Annotated in this window: 22 protein-coding genes; 10 read left to right on the forward strand and 12 right to left on the reverse strand. The window is 40.9% G+C overall.

From position 1 onward, the window contains the following. The first annotated feature begins 179 nt into the window (after positions 1-179). Positions 180-617: a VOC family protein gene (locus tag LKJ51_RS00140; RefSeq protein WP_291978438.1), complete on the forward strand. Its 438-nt coding sequence runs from the start codon at positions 180-182 to the stop codon at positions 615-617. A gap of 56 nt (positions 618-673) precedes the next feature. On the opposite strand, the gene nrdI is transcribed toward LKJ51_RS00140, so the two are convergent. Beyond that, complete coding sequence (gene nrdI / locus LKJ51_RS00145) at positions 674-1,135, reverse strand: class Ib ribonucleoside-diphosphate reductase assembly flavoprotein NrdI (protein ID WP_291978439.1); 462 nt, start codon at positions 1,133-1,135, stop codon at positions 674-676. A 266-nt stretch (positions 1,136-1,401) separates the two neighbouring features. On the opposite strand from nrdI, the gene LKJ51_RS00150 reads away from it, so the two are divergent. The 3 genes from LKJ51_RS00150 to LKJ51_RS00160 are packed head-to-tail and all read left to right on the forward strand — an operon-like array spanning position 1,402 to position 3,365. Beyond that, the gene (locus LKJ51_RS00150; RefSeq protein WP_291978440.1) at positions 1,402-2,268 is read left to right on the forward strand and encodes a multidrug ABC transporter ATPase; all 867 of its coding nucleotides are present in this window, start codon (positions 1,402-1,404) and stop codon (positions 2,266-2,268) included. A 28-nt stretch (positions 2,269-2,296) separates the two neighbouring features. Further along, on the forward strand, positions 2,297-2,851 hold the full coding sequence (locus LKJ51_RS00155; protein WP_291978441.1) for a saccharopine dehydrogenase related protein: 555 nt from the start codon (positions 2,297-2,299) through the stop codon (positions 2,849-2,851). After that, complete coding sequence (locus LKJ51_RS00160; protein WP_291978442.1) at positions 2,838-3,365, forward strand: DUF1836 domain-containing protein; 528 nt, start codon at positions 2,838-2,840, stop codon at positions 3,363-3,365. The genes LKJ51_RS00155 and LKJ51_RS00160 overlap by 14 nt, the downstream gene beginning before the upstream one ends. A gap of 78 nt (positions 3,366-3,443) precedes the next feature. Here LKJ51_RS00160 and LKJ51_RS00165 read toward each other — a convergent pair whose 3' ends face one another. The 5 genes from LKJ51_RS00165 to ybaK form a co-directional block, all read right to left on the reverse strand. Beyond that, positions 3,444-4,547 carry an AI-2E family transporter gene (locus tag LKJ51_RS00165; RefSeq protein WP_291978443.1) on the reverse strand — a complete coding sequence of 368 codons (1,104 nt, stop codon included), beginning with the start codon at positions 4,545-4,547 and terminating at the stop codon, positions 3,444-3,446. Positions 4,548-4,557: 10 nt separating this feature from the next. Beyond that, positions 4,558-5,385: a TIM barrel protein gene (locus LKJ51_RS00170; RefSeq protein ID WP_291978472.1), complete on the reverse strand. Its 828-nt coding sequence runs from the start codon at positions 5,383-5,385 to the stop codon at positions 4,558-4,560. Positions 5,386-5,533: 148 nt separating this feature from the next. Next, on the reverse strand, positions 5,534-6,967 hold the full coding sequence (locus tag LKJ51_RS00175) for a C69 family dipeptidase (protein WP_291978444.1): 1,434 nt from the start codon (positions 6,965-6,967) through the stop codon (positions 5,534-5,536). A 75-nt stretch (positions 6,968-7,042) separates the two neighbouring features. Then, positions 7,043-7,768 (reverse strand): hypothetical protein, encoded by a 726-nt coding sequence (locus tag LKJ51_RS00180; protein ID WP_291980016.1) that lies wholly within the window; start codon positions 7,766-7,768, stop codon positions 7,043-7,045. A 3-nt stretch (positions 7,769-7,771) separates the two neighbouring features. Next, positions 7,772-8,278: a Cys-tRNA(Pro) deacylase gene (ybaK, locus tag LKJ51_RS00185; RefSeq protein WP_291978446.1), complete on the reverse strand. Its 507-nt coding sequence runs from the start codon at positions 8,276-8,278 to the stop codon at positions 7,772-7,774. A 123-nt stretch (positions 8,279-8,401) separates the two neighbouring features. Between ybaK and LKJ51_RS00190 the strand changes: the two genes are divergently transcribed. Then, positions 8,402-9,127, forward strand: coding sequence for a GntR family transcriptional regulator (locus LKJ51_RS00190; RefSeq protein WP_291980017.1), 726 nt, complete (start codon positions 8,402-8,404; stop codon positions 9,125-9,127). A 233-nt stretch (positions 9,128-9,360) separates the two neighbouring features. On the opposite strand, the gene LKJ51_RS00195 is transcribed toward LKJ51_RS00190, so the two are convergent. Then, positions 9,361-10,446: an acyltransferase family protein gene (locus tag LKJ51_RS00195; RefSeq protein ID WP_291978448.1), complete on the reverse strand. Its 1,086-nt coding sequence runs from the start codon at positions 10,444-10,446 to the stop codon at positions 9,361-9,363. A gap of 267 nt (positions 10,447-10,713) precedes the next feature. On the opposite strand from LKJ51_RS00195, the gene LKJ51_RS00200 reads away from it, so the two are divergent. Together LKJ51_RS00200 and LKJ51_RS00205 are read left to right on the forward strand one after the other, a co-directional pair. Continuing rightward, entirely contained in the window at positions 10,714-13,125 is a 2,412-nt protein-coding gene (locus tag LKJ51_RS00200) for a phosphoketolase family protein (RefSeq protein ID WP_291978449.1), read from the forward strand. A 143-nt stretch (positions 13,126-13,268) separates the two neighbouring features. Beyond that, entirely contained in the window at positions 13,269-14,171 is a 903-nt protein-coding gene (locus LKJ51_RS00205; RefSeq protein WP_291978450.1) for an ROK family protein, read from the forward strand. Positions 14,172-14,220: 49 nt separating this feature from the next. Here LKJ51_RS00205 and LKJ51_RS00210 read toward each other — a convergent pair whose 3' ends face one another. Further along, positions 14,221-16,146, reverse strand: a complete 1,926-nt coding sequence (locus LKJ51_RS00210; protein ID WP_291978451.1) for an elongation factor G — start codon at positions 16,144-16,146, stop codon at positions 14,221-14,223. Positions 16,147-16,157: 11 nt separating this feature from the next. After that, positions 16,158-16,622: a universal stress protein gene (locus tag LKJ51_RS00215; protein WP_291978452.1), complete on the reverse strand. Its 465-nt coding sequence runs from the start codon at positions 16,620-16,622 to the stop codon at positions 16,158-16,160. Positions 16,623-16,827: 205 nt separating this feature from the next. Here LKJ51_RS00215 and LKJ51_RS00220 point away from each other — a divergent pair, with 205 nt between their 5' ends. Next, positions 16,828-17,841: a lipoate--protein ligase gene (locus LKJ51_RS00220; RefSeq protein WP_291978454.1), complete on the forward strand. Its 1,014-nt coding sequence runs from the start codon at positions 16,828-16,830 to the stop codon at positions 17,839-17,841. A gap of 96 nt (positions 17,842-17,937) precedes the next feature. Continuing rightward, positions 17,938-18,396: a hypothetical protein gene (locus tag LKJ51_RS00225; RefSeq protein WP_291978455.1), complete on the forward strand. Its 459-nt coding sequence runs from the start codon at positions 17,938-17,940 to the stop codon at positions 18,394-18,396. Between the two features lie 466 nt (positions 18,397-18,862). Here the strand turns inward: LKJ51_RS00225 and LKJ51_RS00230 are convergent, their stop codons facing one another. The 3 genes from LKJ51_RS00230 to LKJ51_RS00240 form a co-directional block, all read right to left on the reverse strand. Continuing rightward, positions 18,863-20,029 carry an MFS transporter gene (locus LKJ51_RS00230; RefSeq protein ID WP_291978456.1) on the reverse strand — a complete coding sequence of 389 codons (1,167 nt, stop codon included), beginning with the start codon at positions 20,027-20,029 and terminating at the stop codon, positions 18,863-18,865. A gap of 150 nt (positions 20,030-20,179) precedes the next feature. Continuing rightward, positions 20,180-21,037, reverse strand: coding sequence for an SAM-dependent methyltransferase (locus LKJ51_RS00235; RefSeq protein ID WP_291978457.1), 858 nt, complete (start codon positions 21,035-21,037; stop codon positions 20,180-20,182). Positions 21,038-21,046: 9 nt separating this feature from the next. Further along, positions 21,047-21,460, reverse strand: coding sequence for a helix-turn-helix domain-containing protein (locus LKJ51_RS00240; RefSeq protein ID WP_291978458.1), 414 nt, complete (start codon positions 21,458-21,460; stop codon positions 21,047-21,049). 115 nt (positions 21,461-21,575) lie between these two features. Between LKJ51_RS00240 and LKJ51_RS00245 the strand changes: the two genes are divergently transcribed. Then, positions 21,576-22,556, forward strand: coding sequence for an alpha/beta hydrolase (locus tag LKJ51_RS00245; RefSeq protein ID WP_291978460.1), 981 nt, complete (start codon positions 21,576-21,578; stop codon positions 22,554-22,556). Positions 22,557-22,730 lie beyond the last annotated feature (174 nt).

Here is a 22,730-nt window from a genome sequence, read left to right on the forward strand (position 1 = left end):
TCTAGAACAAAACTTTTTTTGATTTTCCCATTATTAAGAGCTAGTAATTTGAAATTAAAACAGAAAAAGCGTTTTGTGATGGGAAATTCGAATGGTAATGTCTCATTTTTACACATCGGTTTGACGAGACTTCAAATGAACAATATAATCAGGAAGGAAGATTTTATCGGAGGAAAAACATGACTGCGCAGATATACCCATATTTAACATTTGAAAACGCAAAGGAAGCAATGGACTATTACGTGCAGAACTTCGATGCTGAAATTATTTATCACCAGCCGTTAAGCAAGGAGCAGGCGGAAAATTGGGGATTAGATACTGAGACATTAAGTTCAACAACGTTTCGTGGAGTATTTACGGTTGCCGGTCAAAAATTAATTTGTGCGGATGCAACAATGACTAATCCACAATCATCATCCATGGTTTCAATTATGCTTAACTTTGGTGATGATGAGGAAGAGGCAAAACAACTATTTGATAAATTAGCAAGTTCTGATGATCAGCGAGTTACAGTTCCATTTGGCAGTCAGACCGTTAATAATAAGCTTGGACAAGTTGTCGATAAATATGGGATTACCTGGCTGATTTGCAGCGGTGAGTTGACGCAGGAAGATTAAATAAGTAAATAAAAAGGAACCGGAATTTCCGGTTCCTTTTTATTTACTTATTAGCTTTATTTCTCATTCCATTTTTTTGCTAAACGTCCATAGATCGTTTCAATGTCCTGGGATGTCCCGCGGAGCTCATAGTCAGCAAGGAATGGTGCGTTGAATTGCTTAGCGTATTTGCGAGCAGTTAAGCAATATTGTTCGTTGAAGTTGCGGTTACCACTTCCAACAACGCCAAGACACTTTTTAGCGTTATCCCCATAAGCAATATATTCACCTAGAGAATTAGTCATAATTTCAGTGAAACCTGAAGTGATCCCATCACCACCATCCAAGTAGGTTGGAACAAAGACGAAGAATGGTTCTTGTTCGTTTGCTGGTTCAGTTTGATCCGTAACCTCTTTAAGGTTTAGTAATGGACTATCGGGGTTGAAACTGTGCTGCTGTTTAGCATATGTGGACATTCGATTAAGGAATGAACGCGTATTCCCCTCAATTGAGATATAAATGATGTTCATTGCTGTCATTTGAAATCCTCTTTCTATTATAACGTGATTGATTCTTATTCTATTTTAGATGAATAGGGCGATAAATAACAGTATAAATTAATTTATTAGTAAATGCTTACAATCTTATTAGAATCAGTAATATTAGTTAACGGCCATGCTAAAAGTGTTTTATTATTTTTTAATTGGTGAAATATTATAACGATTTTAAGGCAATGGCATAGTCTATTTTCATAATTACATGATAAAATTAATTTATAACGTTTCTTATTTGGGGAGGACTCGATTTGAGTAGTATTGTCTTAGATCATCTGACTTTTGACGCTAAGTCTGGTGACCAACTTGAAAATGTTTCATTAGAATTAACATCACCGCAAGTAATTGCATTTTGTAGTAACGATGATGGAGCGACCGCGGCACTAAAGCAACTCTTGGATGATCAAGGAACGATTGAAGAAGGAACAGTGCTAGTTAATGGTGAACCGTTGGGAAAGATCAACCGGCGGCACGGGAATTCACTAGTCGCTCATTTTGACGATGTCGAATTAAAAGGAAAAACCGTCTTAAAGGCTGTCAAGAATAGTCTTAAACACCATCAAAATGTTTTGACGGTTGAACAGACTAACCAGATGCTTGAATCACTTGGAATTATTCCTGGTAAGAGAATTAATGATCTTACTCCTGATGAGTGTCAAAAGCTGCGAATTGTCCTTCTTCTTTCGTGGTGTCGTCCAATTGTCCTTCTTGATAATGCTTTTGATGACTTAGATGAAAATAGTCGATTGACAATGGGTGACTTAATCGCTGACTACACTAAAAAGACGGATTCGATAGTAGTCTTTACTAGTCAGGATGTTTCAACGTTGATGAGATTTTCAAAGATAATTTACTACTTTGAGGGAAGTCACTTAACATCTGCACGGAATGTTGAAATGGCAGATAGCGTTGACTGCGTTGTCACGGTTATGGGAACAGGTTTCCCAGTTGAAAATGCCGTTAAATTAGGCGCACATATGTTAGAGGAAGCCCCAAAAGAAACACGATTTCTTTTCACCGGTAATATTCAGGTTCTGTTGCCACTTTTGGAGCAGAGTACGATTACGGATGTACGAATTGAGGATGCGACGGTGGAAGACGAACTAATGACTTGGTGATATTTGTTTAACTAGGGAGGCAATGTCGATGGGAAGATTAGTCCTGGTTGATAATCGTGGTGATGAATTAGCATCGCGACTTATTAAGAAGATGCCTGATGCCATCGTGTCAACTAATTTTAAAGTCCAGTTTCGGGCAGGGGACGTGTTGTGCTGGTTGCCATTGCCAAATGACTATGTTGATGATGAAGTTCAAGAGCTAGCAACATTAATAGATAAGAGTATTTTCTTGCCGACAAAGATCATTATGCTAAGCATTCCCGGAACAGCAGACGATGCTTCTTTGGAACAAGTGGAGAAGTGGTACGGAAAAAATGCTCGGTCGATGATAATGTCACATCAGTACGCAATCAAGATGATTGATGAGTTTGAGATTCCGTATACGATTATTCGCATTCCGCCACTCGTGACAGATGATACTAGTGCTAAAATAATTGCTGAAGGACAGCAGATGAGTGGCGATCAACTTGGGATTAACCAGTTGATTCCTGTATTACAAACGGCAATCGAAACGAATCATTATCTTAATCAGTCAATTGGAATTGTTAATAGTAAGGAGGTCAATGAGGATGAACTTAGTTGAATTTAAGCGCTGGGAAAATAATCTTTCACGGCTGCACTTTCCAAAATGGGAAGAACTACCAAGCCTTGGACTATATGTTGATCAAGTGGCTGCAGTGATTAATGAATATCTTACTAGCTTAGGAATGGAGCCCCTTACTAAGTCGATGATTAACAATTACGTTAAGAAAAAGACCATCCAGGCTCCGATCAAGAAAAAGTATGCGGTTAACCAGATCGTTGATTTGTTACTGATCGGCTTCTTTAAAAACACCTTTGCAATTGATGATATTCGGCAGGGAATTCTTCAAATTACCGCGAATGATTACCCTAAACAAGCATATGATCGCTTTGTTGAAATTCTTAATGCCCGATTGAAAAATGAGACGGTTCCAAATAACCCAAATTTTAATCCTGCCAATGAACGGTTAATGAACTTTGGAATTGATGCAGTACTTGCGGGGTTAAAGAGTCGTCATCTCTTGGCTGTAATGATGAAGCTAAATCAAAAAGATGGTCTTCAGGATGAAAAGTAATATTCTATGAAAAATTAAACGTTACATTGAACAGAAAGGGTGTAGAGCTCATAAAAAGAACTCTACACCTTTTTAAGACTATTCTGTTTTTAAGCGTTCACGGGTATCAGTCCTAATAATTTTATAGATCGCGGCAAATAACGGAACAGTGAACATCATTCCTAAAATACCGTAAATCCCTCCACCGATAATAACAGCGGCGAAGACCCAAACACTTGGTAAGCCAATTGACTTGCCGACAATTAGCGGGTATGTAATTCGATTATCTAACTGTTGGAGAACAATAATGAAAATCAGGAAAATTCCAGCTTGGAAGGGTGAAACTGCAAAAATGATAATTACCCCAATACTAGCACCTAAAATAGCACCAATAATCGGGATAAGGGCGCCAATAGCAGTTACTACCGCAATCATAGAAGCATATGGTAGGCGAAGGATGCTCATCCCAATAAAACATGAGATCCCTAGAATGGCAGCGTCTTTACACTGACCAGCGATGTAATTACTGTAACTGGTGTTAATCACTTTAATAACGTAAAAGAAGGTTTCACTTAGCCGTGGTAGGTAAGCGTTAATTATCTTTCTGCTTTGCCGGATCAACATTTCCTTGTAGATTAACAGGTAGACGGAGAAGAAAAAGGCAATAACAGTAGTTGTAACTGCTGAGACCACAGAAGAGGCGGTAGAGATAACGGCCTTAAACGTTCCACCGAATCCTAGGGTAAGATACTTACCGACCTGGTTCCATTTGATTTTTTCTAAGTCAAAGCTATCCCAGAGAGTATTAAGATCCTGGTTATGCTCAATTGCCTTAACGAACTTATCAACCACTTGACCGTGATTAGCGACCAGCAATTTAATACATGAAATTAGTTCTGGAACTACCAAGGAAGAGACGATTACAAGAATTAGGATAATCGTTAAGTAGGAAAAAATAATTCCAAATAGACGTCGGTATCTTTGGGCTTGCTTTGTCTTAAATACTTTCAAATAAAGATGTTCATATTGGCGAAGAAGAAGGTTAACAATATAAGCGACAATCCCACCAATTAAAAGAGGGATCGCAGCAGACGTAATTGAACTGATTAGTTTAGCGACCACTGGCCAGTAATGAATTGCAAGGTAGAGAATAAATGCCGCAATTGCAAGTGATACGTGGCTCCTTTGAATTTTTAATTTCACGTTATTCTCCTTAATTTAAATGCTTGGCAACGTTAGTAAGGTATTGATGACTAGCAACCTGTTCACGACAATTCCATTGATCTTGGAGGTTGATTTCGTAAATACTAGTAGCTTGTGGGTTTAATAGTTTTAATACCGGAGCCCAGTCAATTTTTCCTTTACCAAGTTGGAGACTATCATGAGTTTCGCCCATTGAGTCGACAAGGTGATAATGAACAATGTGATCGCGTAAGTGCCTTAGTGATGCCTGAAGGGCCTGGTTATCACCATGCATTTCGATAAAACAGTGTGATGTGTCAAAGGCTAAGCGATAATTATGACTGAGAATTTCATCTTCCTGTTCTGGGTGACCATACGCAAATACTGGAGCAATCGAATTTTCAAACATGATCTGATTACCACCAGCACGGGCAAAACGATCGAGGCGGCGATAGACAGCCTGGCGCGCAGCTTCAACATTAGGATAAAGACTAACCATTTCTTGAACTTCTTTTCCGGCGTAACCACCATGAACCAGAATCTGAACATTCCGTTTTTGCGCTAGGGCAATTAACTTTTCTGTTGATTCCTCAATAAAACGGTAAAGCTCAGGAAAGCTTTTTTCTGGTGCGACAACTTCCAAATGCCACTTCTTATAGACCATGGGGTGATGGATAACAATCTTCGTAATCCCCTTTGACTGAACATATTGGACAGCCTCATCAAGACGTTGGTATCCTGCATCTGTAAAGTCAGCGACGCTTGTATAAAATTCATATATGTCTGGGTGGTATTGGAGACGATCATCAATCTGTTGTTGATCGCTACTTCCCTTTAATCCTAGCATTGGCATAATCATCATTGTCATTCCTTCCGATGAATTAATTACCTTCATTTTAGCAGATTATGGAGTTAGCAACCGCTGAAGAAAATTACAGAGTTTCACATGGAACAAGTAAAGCCCAGGGTTCGATATTATCGAACCCTGGGCTTTAATACTAGATGGACTACAAATTCTTATCCATAATAAATGTTAATTTAGAAAGTTCGAGGCCGTGCATAATGAGCTTACTCATTAATTCCTTAGTCCGCTTTGCCATCTCAGCGACCATCTTATGGGTTTCAGCACTGAGGTAAGCACAGGCATCCTTATCAGACATTCCCTCAACCTTAGGAGCAACTTCATTAACCCAACGGTAGAAGTATTCTCGGGAATCCTTTAAGTAGTTTAAGTCGTCCTGAGCAAATTCAGCATGGTGGGCTTCAACGATCATTGAAAGAGCACGGTACATCCAGTAAGCACTCTTTAGATCCATGTTAAGTTTCTTTGGCGTTTCACGGTAACTAACATCAACGTCATCGGCATTTCCAAAGAAAGGTACATATGGAGTGAAGGTTGGAATACCAAAGCTCATCCACATAATGGTTGAGGCAGCTTCAGGAAGATCGTTACGCACTTGAAGGACGTGTGAGTTTTGCGTCCGGTTAAGTGAAATTGGCCGGAAAAGATGCTTTTCTTCATCGGTACCATGGCCCAGTGGATCATAAGGAGTGCCCTGGTAGTGGCTGCTTAGGATCTTTTGAACATCAGCCAATGTAATTCGGTGGTTAGTCCGCATAATGAATGGGAGATCAAAATCAAGTGGATCCTGTTCCACACTTGGGTTTAGAACCTTGTGACCGTACCATTGCCGAGGGGTATTGTAGTGTTGATCAAAGACATCAGCAGTTCCAAAAATATGGCGGAAGTCCCAACCGTATTTATCTGGGTTAAGATGGTTTTTCTCAACAAATTCTTGAATTCCGTCTGACCACATAAAGTTTTCAGGGTCATTAAAGTCTACTTGCTGGATTGCGACCCGGTTCCCAGTTACAGCATAGGCGTCATCTGGGATTCGTTGAGCGACCCAGTGATGTCCAGTAACGATTTCCATATACCAAACGTCATTTTTATCGCTAAAGATAACCCCATTTCCTTCAGCAGAACCGTACTTGGAAATTAACTTTCCGAGATATTCAACACCATTCTTGGCACTGTCGATAAATGGAAGGGTTGCGGCAACGATCAAGTCTTCGTTGATCCCGGATTCGGTATTCAATGGATCACAAGCCAAAACTCGTTCGTTAGCGTAAACACTTTCGGTGGCGCTCATGCCGACATTTTTTTCGTTAAAGCCACTTTCATCAAAGACACCTTCAGTCTTATAGTTAACATTCGGTGTTCCCTGATACCGGTAACCATCAGCCGGCCGGTCAACGACACACTTGTTTAAGTATGCTTTTACTTGATTGGGATGGTTGTGGTATGCGGGGTAAGTAACAAAACGTTGTGGTGTTAATGGACCAAACGTATCATCATTACGTGCTGCCATTGTAGAGCCGTCAATTGTGGCATCCTTACCAACTAAGACGGTAGTACAAGCAGATAGGTTTTTCTTCATTTAATTCAAGACCTTTCTAGATAAAACATAAAAACTGGTCATTATTATTTTAAACTTCTTGATCCTAGTAATCAATTATTGGTGCCAGCTCACTAGGTGTAAAAGAATTAAGGTGATCAGAGCAAAGACTAGCGATATCCCTAAAGCAAGGTAACATTGTGAAAGCCAAGGCTGGAGCCACGTAAAAAATGTCGTTGGCGCAAGCAGACCGATAATTAAACTAATCGCTAAGATCGCAGTGAATAGCGCTAATAAACCGGATGCACTATTTTTAAGATCAGCACTGCTTAAGTCAAAACCACCGATGCTAATGTTAGTGACAAGGAATAACCAGAGAATTGATTTTCCTAATGTGAGATTTAGCGGGGCGGCAGTCGAACTGAATAGGCTAAGGAGCCCGGGCATTAACCAATTAGTTAAGAAAATTAAAGCAGCTACATTGCCGATAATGGGAGCAATCCCAATAAACACATTTCCGACTCGCTGGTAGAAGCTTCGGTTGTTCCACTGGTGATCGACACTTCCAAGACTGTTATCGTCGGGATCGGCTGGATTTGGGAAGTGGAGTAGTTGTACTCTGGTAATTCGGTGACCAAAGAGAAGGGCAACTAATGAATGGCTAAGTTCATGAATAATAATACCCAAGCCACCAAGAAATATTTGCGCCTTGATTCCCCATAAGTTAACAATTAATTGTTTGTTCCGGCGACTGGTTAAGGAAAGACAACCACCTAGAAGCGTGGGGATCAAAATAAGATAGATTCCAATAAACTTGAGAATATTAAAATATTGGGCAAGCATGGCTTAGGAATGTTGCTCAAGATCGGCAAATTCAGCATGAACTAACTTTGCGAGATCTTCAGCGTTTAATTTAACGGACCGACCGACCTTACCGGAAGAAACATATATCTCACCCTGTTCTTTAGCTTCATTATCAATGAAGATTGGGTATTGGAACTTTTCGTAGATTCCCACGGGGGTATTAGCGCCATGGACGTATCCAGTTGTCTTCAAGAGGTTCTTTAACGGAACCATGTTTACTTTCTTGTTGCCGGATACTTTAGCCAGCTTCTTCTCGTCAAGGTGTTGATCGACTGGAATAACACCAACAAGTGGGCCGGTGGTATTCCCGGAAAGCACTAGTGTCTTATAAATATGATGTTCGTCAACTCCAGTATGGTCAACGCTCATTGTCCTGACATCACCATCTTGGTGGGTTGGAAATTCTGCCTGCTCATAGGCAATTTTATTTTTGTCCAAGATTTGCTCAACTTGGGTTTTCTTCATTTTACTTTTTTTCTTCTTACTCATAATTAAGTATTAAACTCCTTTTCTGGGACGAACCAATTTTTATTGAAATAGATCCCAATTTTAAATAGGTCTGCTATACTAGAAATAATAATTGTCTATCAAATAATCTGAGGAGTAAATGACATGGCAGACTTAGTATACCGCTCTGTAATGAGTGATATAAAACAAAAAATCTTAGCAAACAAATATCCGGGGATGAAGTTACCCGATGAACGGAGCTTGAGCACAAGCTATCGGGTGAGTCGAAGCTCAATTAAACGTGCATTAGGTGTCCTCGCTCAACAGGGGATTATCTTTAAAAAGCGTGGTTCAGGGACGTTTATTAACCCCCTATATTTAAAAAATCGGTCACTATTTCGCTATGAAGGGAGTAACTTGGGGGTTACGGATAGCTTTAAGTTTGGTGACAAAAAGCAAAGCATTAAGCTAATGGATTACCAAGTTATCCCAGCAAGCAAAGATCTTCAGCAGGATCTCTTTCTTGATGATAACGATTTTGTTTACAAGATCAAGCGGTTACGGTTGATTGATGATCAACCATTTATTATTGAAACCGGGTATATCCCGATTAAAATTATTCCGACGCTTTCCCCAGATATTGTTAAGAGTTCAATTTTTAATTATCTGGAAAATGCAAAGGGAAAACGGGTTACTAAGTCCTTTATGTCAATCAGCGTTGCTCCATCTAAGGCAGATGATCAAAGATTGTTAAAATTAAAATCAACAGAACCGGTCGCCATTATGGAAGGGGTCTTCTTCCTTGATGATGGAACCCCCTTTGAAGTTTCCAATATGCGAGTTCACTATCGCTATATGAAATACGATACCTTTGTTAGTTTGGATCAGTAAAGTTAAGCTGGAAATTAAGCTGGGAATTAACTTTCTCGGAGGGACGGTTGACTAACCTAGAACGATGAATGATGATGAAATCATCAGAGTCGTTCGTAGTTAGGCTCGAGTCCCTCAGTTACGATACGAAGTGAGCCTATTTGGATTCCCGCGATTAGACTCTGTAAGTTCAAAAAATCGCTAAGTATAGGTAGAAGGCGAGAAAAATGTTTAGTTTTCTCTCACTTTCTTTTTTAGTTTAAACCCTGCTTAATCTTAAACCAGAGCCTATGAAATCCATAAGCTGAGGTAAATGAACAAATAATTGTTAAAAAATACACAACTATTAATAGAAGAAACGGGTTTAATTTTACCCAATAATCTTTGCCTAGTTGCCAAATCCAATAAAGCCAGAAGACGTGAGAAAGATAGGCTCGGTGGGCAAAGTCAGCGATATGGTGGCAGAATGACAAGAGTTTCCTGCTATTACCACGAATGTCATGAAGGTGGAGAGCAATGACTGCAAGTATTGCAGCTATATTGTAGAAAATCATTGAGGGCAAGTAATAGGGTGCGTTGGCGGGTTTAACTGGTAGGCCAAAGTTAAAGAAGTTATGGGTTACAAAGATATAGAGTAGTGTCCAAACAATGATCGTGACCCACCAGAACTTAATTAAGATTGGAAAAAGTTGTCGGTGAAAACTCCAAAGAAGGGTTCCAAGAATAGCAAAAATGAAAAAACTCGGGAAAACACGGTCGAGAAGGTACCAATCACGATGGTGGGGGCCGTGAAAAACCTGAAATTCATACATTAGGTGCCAGCAAACCTGAAAAATGAGTGTTAATCCGAGAACGAGCCACCCACGTTTAATATTCTGGTTAACCCAGCGCGCTAGCCACCAAAAGAGTGGAGTAATAATGATGAATTGGAGCATCATCACGTTATACCAGAGGTGCTGAGCGGCATTCCCGTTGATAAATTGCCAGCAGAAAGTTCCGATGTTTGTATAGGAATGTCCTTGCTGGAGCTGTGGAGTTAAAACTAGGTAGGCTAATGTCCACCAAATAGACGGGACAAAAAGCATGTGCCAACGATTCCGCATATATAAGGGGTAGTTCATTATTGTGGCACCTGGGTTTGTTCGGATGGTGGAGTACATAATTCCAAAAATAAACATCGGAGCAGCGTATTTGACTAGTTCATAAATTGCACCAAGAAAGAATTCTTGTGAGTTATTTGCCATGGCCATTACGCTGGTTAGTACTGATTGCAACATTACGGCCAAAACAGCAAAGGTTTTTGCATAGTCACCGACGTCTGCTGGATATGAATGATTCATCAATTGGTTCCTCTCTGTAAACGAAATTTAACATAAATTTTCTGGTGATTAGTATACAATAGTTGCAGTTATGTGTAATGGCGGATAACTAAGAATCGGCTTATTATGTTGTGTCAAAGTTCAATTTAAAAATTGGATCGGATCAATTTTCAAAAAGGTTGACTTTTATTTTAAATCCGTTATTATAGTTATTGTAAATTTGAATGATTTACGTATTGTTTAACAGCAAGAACGTATTTACTTATTCAGAAGGAGTGTTTATTAGAAATGGCAGTAGATTACGATTCCAAGCAATACTTGGAAAGTGTTGATGCTTACTGGCGTGCAGCTAACTACCTTTCAGCAGGTACATTGTTCTTAATGAACGACCCACTGTTACGTCGTCCTTTGAAGGCTTCAGATGTTAAGCCTAAGCCAATTGGTCACTGGGGTACTATTGTTCCTCAAAACTTCATTTACGCACACTTGAACCGTGTAATTAAGAAGTATGACCTTGACATGTTCTACATTGAAGGTTCCGGTCACGGTGGCCAAGTTATGATGAACAATTCATACTTGGATGGTTCATACACTGAAATTTATCCTCAATTTACTCAGGATGAAGAAGGTATGGCTAAGTTATTCAAGCACTTTAGTTTCCCAGGCGGAACTGCATCACACGCTGCTCCAGAAGTTCCTGGTTCAATCCACGAAGGTGGGGAATTAGGTTACTCACTTTCACACGGTGTTGGTGCTATTTTAGATAACCCAGACGTTATTGCCGCTGTTGAAATCGGTGATGGTGAAGCTGAAACCGGTCCATTAATGGCATCATGGTTCTCAGACAAGTTCATCAACCCAATCAAGGATGGTGCGGTATTACCAATCATCCAAGTTAACGGATTCAAGATTTCTAACCCTACTATCCTTTCACGGATGAGCGACGAAGAACTTACTAAGTACTTCGAAGGTATGGGCTGGAAGCCTTACTTCGTATCAGCTTACAAGGAAGCTGACCGTGAAGGCGAATTCAACGGTTACAAGGACCACATGGATGTTCACGAACAAATGGCTAAGACTATGGATGAAGCTATTGAAGACATCAAGGCTATCCAAAAGAATGCTCGTGAAAACAACGATGAATCATTACCACAATGGCCAATGATCATCTTCCGTGTTCCTAAGGGTTGGACTGGTCCTACAAAGGATCTTGATGGTAACCCAATCGAAAACTCATTCCGTGCTCACCAGATTCCTATTCCGGTATCACAAGATGACATGACTTACAAGGACATGCTTATCAACTGGATGAAGTCATACAAGCCAGAAGAATTGTTCGATGAAAATGGTCACCCAGTTGACTTAGTTGAACAAAACACACCAGATGGTGACAAGCGGATGGCAATGAACCCTATCACTAACGGTGGTAAGGATCCTAAGCCTCTTGTATTGCCTAACTACCGTGACTTCGCTGTTGACGTTCAAACTCCAGGTTCCGTTGTTAAGCAAGATATGCTTGAATGGGGTAAGTACCTCAGCAAGATGGCTGAATTAAACCCAACAACATTCCGTGGATTCGGTCCTGATGAATCTAAGTCAAACCGTCTTTACGCATTCCTTGACAATGACAAGCGTCAATGGATGGAAGACATTCATGAACCAAACGATGAAGACCTTGCTCCTGCAGGTCGGATGATTGATTCACAATTGTCAGAACACCAAGCTGAAGGATTCCTTGAAGGTTACACTTTGACTGGTCGTCACGGATTCTTCGCAACTTACGAATCATTTGGTCGTGTTGTTGATTCAATGCTTACTCAACACATGAAGTGGTTACGGAAGGCTAAGGACATGTACTGGCGTAAGCAATACCCAGCATTGAACTTCGTTGATACTTCAACTGTCTTCCAACAAGATCACAACGGTTACACTCACCAAGATCCAGGTCTGTTAACTCACATGTTCGAAAAGGAACGTCCAGATCTTGTTAAGGAATACTTACCAGCAGATACTAACTCATTGATGGCTGTATCTAACAAGGCATTCAACGACCAAGAATGCATCAACATCTTTGTAACTTCCAAGCACCCACGTGCACAATGGTTCTCCATTGATGAAGCTACTGAATTAGTTGACAATGGTCTTGGCTACATCAACTGGGCTTCTACTGACCAAGGTAGTGAACCAGATGTTGTCTTCGCTTCAGCAGGTACTGAACCAACTGAAGAAGCTCTTGCTGCTATCGATCTTCTTCACGACAACTTCCCTGAATTGAAGATTCGTTACATCAACATCATTGAAATCATGAAGTTGATGAAGCAAGATAAGAACCCAGAAGGCTTATCTGATGCCGAATTTAACCGTTACTTCACTACTGACAAGCCTGTTATCTTCGCATGGCACGGATTCCGTGACATGATCCAAGCATTGTTCTTCGATCGTGCTAACCGGAACGTTCACATTCACTCATACGAAGAAAATGGTGACATCACCACTCCATTCGACATGCGTGTCTTGAACGAACTTGATCGTTTCCACTTAGCTAAGGATGCTATCCAAAGCGTTCCTGGTTACGAACAAAAGAGTGCTTCATTTGTTGCCGAAATGGACAACATGATCAACAAGCACAACCACTACATCCGTTCAGAAGGTAAGGACTTACCAGAAGTTACTAACTGGACTTGGAAGGGTCTTAAGTAATCCTGTTTGATTACTAATTAAACACTTAATAAGTATAAGGCGACTGAGAAATAATCTTTCTCAGTCGTTTTTTTGACCATAATTACATTGCTATCAGTAAGAGTTGTGTATAATATTAGTGATCATTAAAGTGAGGTGTTAGTATGCAACGGCAGTATCTAAGTATTGATATTGGTGGGACAACGATAAAGAGTGCGCGGATAGACCATTCCGGGAATATCATGACTAAAGGGAAACTACTAACACCCCGGTCAAAAGACGCATTTCTTCAAGCACTTCAGACAATTATCCGTGATAATCCGTTGATTGCAGCGGTTTGTGTTAGTGTTCCCGGGATCGTTAATCCGCAAACTGGTAATGTTCAGTTTACGGGTGTTCTGAGTTATATGGGTGAGTTTCAACTAGCCGAATACCTTGAACAAACTACCAAATTACCAGTTTACGTTGGTAATGACGCTAACTGTGCAACCTTAGCAGAACTCTGGTTAGGGAATCTAGTAAATATTGATAACGGTGCCGTAATTACTTTAGGAACGTCTGTTGGAGGCGGAATAGTAATTAATGGTCAACTACTACATGGTCCACATAGTCGGGCGGGTGAATTAAGCGCCATTGTAACTAATCGGGACGATCCAGTGGTGATCCAACGGACAGTTGGTGCGACAACTTCGGCAGTTAAAATGGTGAAAATGGTTGCACGTGCTTGCCATCTTCCTGATTTAACTGATGGTCGACAGGTGTTTCAACGGATTATTGCTCATGATCCATTGGCGTGGGGAATCTTTGAAGAATATTGCCGACGGGTAGCCTACTTGATTATTAACCTTCAAGCAGTCCTCGATCTAGAGGTGGTTTTGATTGGTGGTGGAATTAGTGCCCAACCAATCCTAATTGAGGAGGTTAAAAACCAATTCACTCATGTTCAACAAAGTGATCCGCGACTAATGGCAGATGTTACGATGCCTGTTATTGAGGCAGCAAATTTCGGTAATGAAGCTAACCTTCTTGGCGCACTTTATGGACTTTTCTTAAAGAGTGAAAAATAAGATGGCCCTAAACGTTCAGGTGATTCTGAATGTTTAGAGCCATATTTATTTAATCTTCTACATGGGCCTTTGAAGGGACCTGATCCCACTTTACTGGATAACCGGCACCGTGGGCACAGAAAACGGAGTCAGGAGTATTAGGCAGATCGGCAGTTGGATTATAATTACTGTTTGCAATGATTTCGTCAGCGTTATGACACTTTTGATAACCCATAACCGTTAATTCAAGTTGACCCTGACCGTGGGTATAAGCCCGAACCGTCTGGGCGTATTTTCGCATTTCGGTTACTGGAGCAGTTCCTGTAATAACAGTTATAGCGGCATTTGAATTGCTATCAGCAAGCTTAAATGTTCCGGACATTTGTTGAATATCGTTGATTGCACGGCCAACGTGCTCTTGACTAATCGTTAACCGGAATCGGTACCACGGTTCGAGCAATTCACAATTACCTGACTGTTTGAGCATCATTAATCCCTGACGAATAGCACGGTAGGTTGCTTCACGGAAGTCACCACCAACAGAATGGACGATGCTGCCACGACCGTTGATAAGGGTAATCTTAGTATCCGTTAATGGAGCACCAATAAGGACGCCCCGGTGTTCCTTATCTTTAAGACTAGTCATTATCTGTTCTTGCCAGTTATGGCTAAGGACATCAACACTACATTTTGTTGCAAAGTGGAGACCACTGCCTTGAGCGCCTGGCTCTAGTAGTAAGTGAACCTCAGCATAGTGGCGTAAAGGTTCAAAGTGGCCAATCCCAATTCCAGACGATGTGATGGTTTCCTTGTAAAGGATCTTGCCCTCACTAAAATTGACATCGATTCCGTAACGTTGATGGAGGAGCTGTTGGATTATTTCTAATTGAACTTCACCAATAATCTGAAGGTGGATTTCCTGAAGATGCTCTGACCATTGGACATTGAGGTGTGGCTCTTCATCTTCAAGTTCGCGTAAAGCAAGTAAGCATTTGTGAGGATCAACGTCCTTTAATTTAACCGCATAACTGAGGACCGGTTGAATTTCATTTAGGGGTTGGTCCTGAGCATTTCCGATCCCTTGACCAGGGAAAGTGGAGGTTGGACCACTAATCGCACAAACATCGCCTTTTGGTACTTCCTGGACGACGGTAAATTTAGCGCCATTGTAAATCCGCAGTTGGTTTGCCTTTTCGTTAGGCAGGATCTCGGTCTTTGCCTTTAGACTCCCACCTAGTACACGAACCCAGGTAAGGCGCTCTCCCTTATTATCGTGCGAAATCTTGAATACTCGTGCTTGGAAATCCGCAGGGAATGATGGTTCGCTGGTCCACTTTGAAAAGCCAGCAATGAAATTATCGACACCAGTTAATTTTAGTGCTGCACCAGAATAAACGGGGAACACTTTTTGTTGCCTGATTAGCTGGTGGATGATATCATCGTTAAGTTTACCGGAATCAAGATAGTCATTTAAAACACTATCATTGGTCATTGCAATAGCTTCAACGGTCTCGTCAGTTAAAGGCTCGGAGAATGGTAAGCAAGCAGGAGAAAATTCAGCCTGTAATTCTCTAATTACCTTGTTTGGATCAGCACCGACAACATCTGTCTTATTGATAAAAATAAAGGTCGGTACTTGGTATTTTTGAAGTAGACGCCAGAGGGTTCGGGTTGATCCTTGGATACCGTCAGTTGCCGAAACAACGAGAATAGCGTAATCAAGAACCGGCAGAACCTGTTCAGTTTGTCCGGCAAAATCCACGTGTCCTGGGGTGTCAAGCAAGGTAAGGTATAAGTTATCATAGGTAACACTAGCTTGATGAGAGAAGATGGTAATCCCCCGTTGCTTTTCCAGTGTATCTGGATCGAGGAAGGAGTTACCGTTATCAACCCGACCAAGTTGCCGTTGGGTGCCACCACGATAAAGGAGTGCTTCCGAGAGAGTTGTTTTTCCCGCGTCAACGTGGGCAACAACTCCTGCAACAATTTTCTTCACGGGTAATCCTCCTAATGGTTATCCTCTGTCCGAACAACAAGAACGTCACAAGGGGCATTCCGGTTAACGTAGTTTGTAACTGAACCAAGAACAAAGCGCTCAACACTTGAGAGTCCTGTTGTTCCAATAACGATCAAATCGTTATGGTGATCCTTAGGAAAGTCTTCGGCAATAACACGTTTAGGATTGCCGAAACGAATGTGGATGCTAACGTCAAGAAGGCCCATTTTCCAAGCTCGCATTTTAAGATCCTCTAGGCGCTCTTGAGTAGCCTTAACTAAACTATATGTTTGGTCGCTGCTAACGGTTGTATCAGTGATATAGCCATCCGTAATTTGTCCCACTTGTTCAATCGTGAGGAGATCCAAGTGAGCATGATTTTGCAGTGCAGACTCAACGGCAGCGTTTAAAACAGGGGTGGTCGCTTTTGAACCATCAATTGCCGCAACGATATTTTGATATTGCATGTCCTTCATCAAACTTACTTCCTTTCAGATTCGTTACCTTAATTATAGTTGTTTTGGGTTACAACTAGTTAATAAAAATAGGATTTTACTAAAATTAACGTCAATCATTGAAAACGATTACAATGAGGACTACACTTTACTTATAGATTAAAGGACAATTGACCGAATTTAGTCTAATAAAAGTTAGAATCTTCACAAAGGAGTTACAGTTAATATGCGATATGTTTCAATGACCTCCCATAATATTGGGATGAACCTGGCAACTGAACAGTATTTGATGAATGATAAGGATTTTGGTAGGGAACCACTTGTCCTCTTCTACTACGAAGAGCCATGTATTATCGTTGGTCGGAACCAAAATACCCTCGAAGAAATTAATCAAGACTATGTTAAGAAACACAATATTCGGGTAACCCGGCGGCTTTCAGGTGGTGGCGCCGTTTACCAAGACTTAGGGAACCTGTGCTTTAGTTTTGTTGTTCCTAGTGACAGTGAAGAGTTCGGTGATTTTAAGTCCTTTACCCAACCGATCGTTGATGTCCTTCATAGGATGGGTGCAACTACTGCTGAAGTTAGTGGTCGGAATGATATTCTAGTTGACGGGAAAAAGTTCTCTGGAAATGCCATGTATTCACGGAATGGTAAGACCTTCTCCCACGGGACTTTAATGTTAAACGTTGATCTGAGCGTTGTTGCTGATGCCCTTCACGTTGCTAAGGATAAGATTGCTTCCAAGGGGATTAAATCCGTTCGTTCACGGGTTACAAACTTGCGGCCATTCCTTGATAAAGAATATCAAGATATTGATGTTCCAACTTTCCGTGATGATCTAATTAAGGGATTGTTCCATGTAGATAGTTTGGATGAAATCAAGGATAAGCAATATGTTGTTACCCCAGAAGACCAAAAGGAAATCGACAAGATTTATGAACAATACTACAATAACTGGGATTGGGTTTACGGCAAGTCTCCTGAATTTACAATTAAGCGGCGGAAGCACTTTGATATGGGGACAATTGATGCCCGGTTTGATGTTAAAGATGGTGTGATCAAGAATGTTAAGTTCTATGGCGACTTCTTCGGTCCACAAGACATTAACGAATTGGCAGATAAGCTTCAAGGAGTTAAGTACGATCACGATGCCATTGCGAAGGTCCTGAATGAAGCCGGAACTCAGCAATACATCACAGGAATTCCAACCGATCAAATTGCTGATCTGTTAGCTTAATTGAGCTTTGCCGTGATATTTAGTAAAATGTGGTTGATTGATCATTTCCGGATGGTGGGTTAACCACATTTTTTATCCGGTAAGGAGAGACGGAATATGAAATTAACAGTTGCAGATTATTTAGATCAGCTTGCTGGTGGAAAAACGATAACAACGGAAGTCGAAACCACTGCGTCAAAGGTTCAGCAAAAAGCACCGCTTAAGAAGGCGGTTGAAACAGTTGTCGATGCTTTGGATACTGGTCATTTAGGAAAATACCAGATTACGATTAAGGTAAGAAAGGGCGATCCGGTCGTCTTTCACCTTGATACTAACTTAATCAACATTCCGATGGCGGAGGCTGAACGACTGGATGTCAAGCTTTTAGACAAGGAGATTAGCTATCCCGTGAACCTCTATATGGTAATGGAGAGCGAAGACGTTAATAAGTCTGGGTTACGAATTGATGAATTAGCAAACGAAACCGATTTGTCAGGAGATATCGATTCGCTCGTTGAACGGCTTCAGGAATGGCTAGCTGAGCACCTTGCCGATGTTATGGAAGCACGGGCCTAAGTAATTAACTTGCTAAAAATTAAAATTCGTGTTAGATTATTCTTTGCGATGAGTCGAGAGGTCTGGTAGCAACCCAAATGGCTACCATAAGACATTTCGAATGTGGGACACGTTAACTCACCGGATTTGTGAGGTGTCTGGAATTAGTCGAAGTGGACATCGATTAATTTTCTGAGATAATATCAATACACATGAAGGGAATCTTATAATTATTAGATTATTTCTAGTAATTATAAGGTTCTTTTTTTATTTCCTCGCTTTTAATCGTGAAAGGGCTTACAATAGAAGCGAGGGGTGATTGAAATGAGAGAATGGTACTTCTTTGGTTACTTTGTTCTGTTTATTTTCTTAATTTTTGCTTACTGCTCGTTTGTTCACTAGAAGAATTATGTCATTTAAAAATGAAAAAAATCTGGTCTTAGCTGCCTATTGGATGTTAAGACCAGATTAGTTTTTAAATAGCTTATTAATACCGCATCCCCGTGTACTTTTTACTCAAAGTCAGGATAAGGATTACCGCTGCTAAACCGTAAAAGGCACCAACGTAACCTAGGTTCCGCATTGAGGTAAATGCAACAGCCTGTGATGCAGTGAATGAACCAAGCGAGATCCCAATATTAGCAAAAATTGAGTTAAGGGATGAGGCCAGGTCGAGTGACTGCGGATATTCCTTTTCAGCAATGTCAAGGAACATTAACTGGGTTGACGAACCATAGGATGAGAAAGCCACACAGAGCAGTGCCACAATGATAATTGCAATCCATTTGAATGAGAGTAATGGACCGAATAGTAAGTAGAGGATCGTCATTGCAATGTAAATGATGCCTAAACGGTGAACACCACCATTATCGGCAACCCAACCCCCAAACTTGTTTCCAATGATGAAGAAGATCCCCATCCCAAACAGGAGCCAGTTTAGCCAAGTATTATCGAAGCCCATTTCGTTAGTAATCAATGGGCGGATATAAGTGTAAATGGTATAGTCAGCCGCACAGACAGTAATAATAAAGATAACCCCGAGAAGGATCCGTGCATCTTTGAGTAGGGTGAATTGCTTGCTAAGGGTACTCTTGAATTGAGGAGTATCACGGGGAACCAGCCATAATAAGAAGACAAAGACAAAGATTGTCAGTCCTGAAATCATCCAAAAGCTATCGTGCCAGGAGAAGGTCGTACTGATAACCGTTCCAATCGGGATCCCGATAACGGATGCAATGCTAAAGCCAGCAAAGACCCATGAGACTAGGCTTGCCCGTTTCTCACGCGGCGCAACAAAACTTGCCATTACAAGGACGATTGAAATAATTGCCCCGGCAACCGTTGCTGTGAGTACCCGTGAAAAAAGCATTGAAATAAAGTTGCTAGCAAGGGCTGTCCAGGTATTACCGATAAAGAAGACGACCATTAGAACAAGGAGAACGTGATGCCGTTTCCAGCGACTAGCCAGTGAAGTGATAATTGGGGTAAAGATAGCATAGACAAGTGCAAAAACGGTTACGAGAAGCCCCAAGCGTGACAGTGAATCATGATATTGAGAAGCAATGTCAGGTAGGACCCCGACGATCATGTATTCATTACAGCCAAGCATGAACGCAACGAACACGAATAAAATTGATTGAAGACGGTATTTCATTGTATTCAACCCTTACTGACAGACAAAGCGTCGTTCAGTTTTCCTTTCTTTAATAATTTCCAAACTTGCAATATTGTAACGAAAGATGAACCAAATTACTAGGGCACAATAAAAAAGACTCGCAATAAATTAGTTTGCGGTCCTTTTAGATTACTTTACAAGATAAATTTGTTCATCAATTAAATCAAATGAGTGGAGCTGACGGTTAACCTTTTGGAGCTCTTCATCCTGGCTTAAATTAGCATTTTTCCAGAACACCTTTGAGTCAGTAGCACCATTTTTTTCGCCAATTACTAGGAACTTAACATTTGGATAGTCTGCTCGCAGTAACTGAAGAACTTCCCAGTCCGTTTCTTGCTTATCTGGTGCCCAGGACATAATTACGTAATCAACCTGATCACCGTATTTTTTGATTGCTTCAATTGCATCCAGCTTTTCGATTGGGGTAACGGGATGCTTGCCAGTTTCGTTTTCTTTAACCCAGGCTTGACTATCGGTTGTGTAGATTTTTTGAGTGGAGTTATTATTTCGTAACCCTTTAGAGATATAGCCGTTTCCAGCCATGACTTCAAGAACTGGTTTACCATTTAAGTATTCCGATAATGCCTTAGCGAAAGGAGCGTTGACGTATGACCACATCCCGTAAGTATCTTCTAAGTAATCCCGGAAGTTTCGTAAGGCCTTATCAAGCTTTGGGAGTGCCGTTGAATATTTATTCCATAACTCATCGCCTTGTGGATCGCCTTTCGGGTAGTGTTGGTTGACGTATTCAAAAACTTGATCCTGAATATCGTTAGGAAGGAGAAGTTGTGGTAACGGTTGCGGTAACAGGCCATTTTTCAATAGTCGATCGCTTTCTAGGATGTTATTGATTAAAAATTTAACCTCAGGAAAAGGATCGAAGAGATCACGATATTGGGTTAGTTGCTTAATATATGCAGGTTGCTGAATAATCTTGTGAGCACGTTTAACCCGCTTTTTAAGCTTTTTGAGTTGCTTTGGATTCATGGCTGCTCCTTATTTTAGCTTCAAATTAAGTTGCTCTTGTTTACCGTAAAATTTGTCAGTATCGAGACGATTATTACGGCCTTTTAAGTAACCATCAATTAGCTGAAAGATTTCGTAACGATCATCACTACTAATGTTTGTCTGGTTGAAGGTTAGGTTACGGGCGGAAATTAATAGCTTTGCGAGATCAAAGTCGTCCCGGTCTGTTTTCCCGGTGAGATAATCCAAACTAACGTCAAAAAATTCCGCTAGTTTCCGCGCTTCAATGTAGGAAGGGGTACGGATTCCCCGTTCCCAGTTACCAATTTGAGAAGCAGTATTTGGTTTTTCGTTAGGCCCCAGGTTTTCGTTCAGGTGTTCTGCTAATTCTTTTAATGTGATTCTCTGTCCTTTGCGCAAGGCACGTAATCTTTCTGGAAACATCAAGTCACTCCCTTTAATACTAACCTTTATTTTAACATTGGAAACAACGATTCGTGGAAAAATGTGAAATAAAATCTGTTCTGTGATAAAATCAAGAATATTATCAATATACAACATGGGGTTAATCAATTTGAAGAAACAAGAGAAAAAGCAAAAAAAATGGTTTCGCAGAATTATAGTCACGGTAATATTATTGATCACTGTGGTACTATTTGGTGCAGGTTCATATTTCTTTCATGTAGGAATGGTTCCCGGTCATAAGTCATTTGTAAAGGGAAACCAGCGGATTGAAAAGAGTGACCCATTATATTCACAAAAAATTTGGTTTAAACATGCCCAAAAACAGAAGTGGACAATGACATCAGCTACTAAGAATTACAAGCTAGTGGCTGATTATATTCCGGCAAGTCAATCAACAACTAAAAATGTGGTGATCCTTCATGGGTTTATGGGAACGAAGGAACAGATGGGTGAATATGCTACGTTGTTTCACCAGCTCGGGTATAATGTGCTAATGCCTGACGCTCGAGCACATGGTCAAAGTCAGGGTAAGTATATTGGCTATGGCTGGCCTGAGCGGTACGATGTCCGGAAGTGGACGGAAAAATTGATCAAGCATAATGGCAAAGATAGTCAGGTAGTAATTTTCGGTGTCAGTATGGGTGGTGCCACATCAATGATGACTAGTGGGATTTCAATGCCTAAGCAGGTAAAAGCCTACGTGGAAGACTGTGGCTATACAAGTTTAAATGACGAACTAAATTATGAAGCAGGAAACCTGTATAATATTCCTACTCCAATTCGCTGGCCATTAATAAAAATGTTAAGCCTAATTAACCGGACAAAGAATGGTTTCTTTACGGGTGAAGCAAGCGCCGTTGAAAGTTTGCACCATAACCACCGACCGATGCTTTTCATTCATGGAAGCAATGACCATTTTGTGCCAACGAAGATGGTATATTCAAACTACCAAGCCACCCGTGGTCCTAAACAATTATGGGTCGTTCCTGGCGCCGGTCACGCCTCCTCCTTCGCCCACTCTCCTCACGCCTACCGCCAACATCTTGAACGGTTTTTGGGGAGGTATGTAAAATAGAGTGTGAGCAGGTGAAGAAGGCCCGTAAGACAACAATTTCTCCCGACTGGATGTTGAAAGCATCTGGGAGGGAGTTTGTTGTCTATAGGGGCTTCCCTGCGAACGCGTTTTGACTTGGTTGCCTAGAACTCGAGGAAGGTTAGGGTGAGCCGATCTGGACAATGCCGCATTAGA

It is taken from the genome of Limosilactobacillus sp., from assembly GCF_022651205.1.
Lineage (GTDB): Bacteria > Bacillota > Bacilli > Lactobacillales > Lactobacillaceae > Limosilactobacillus.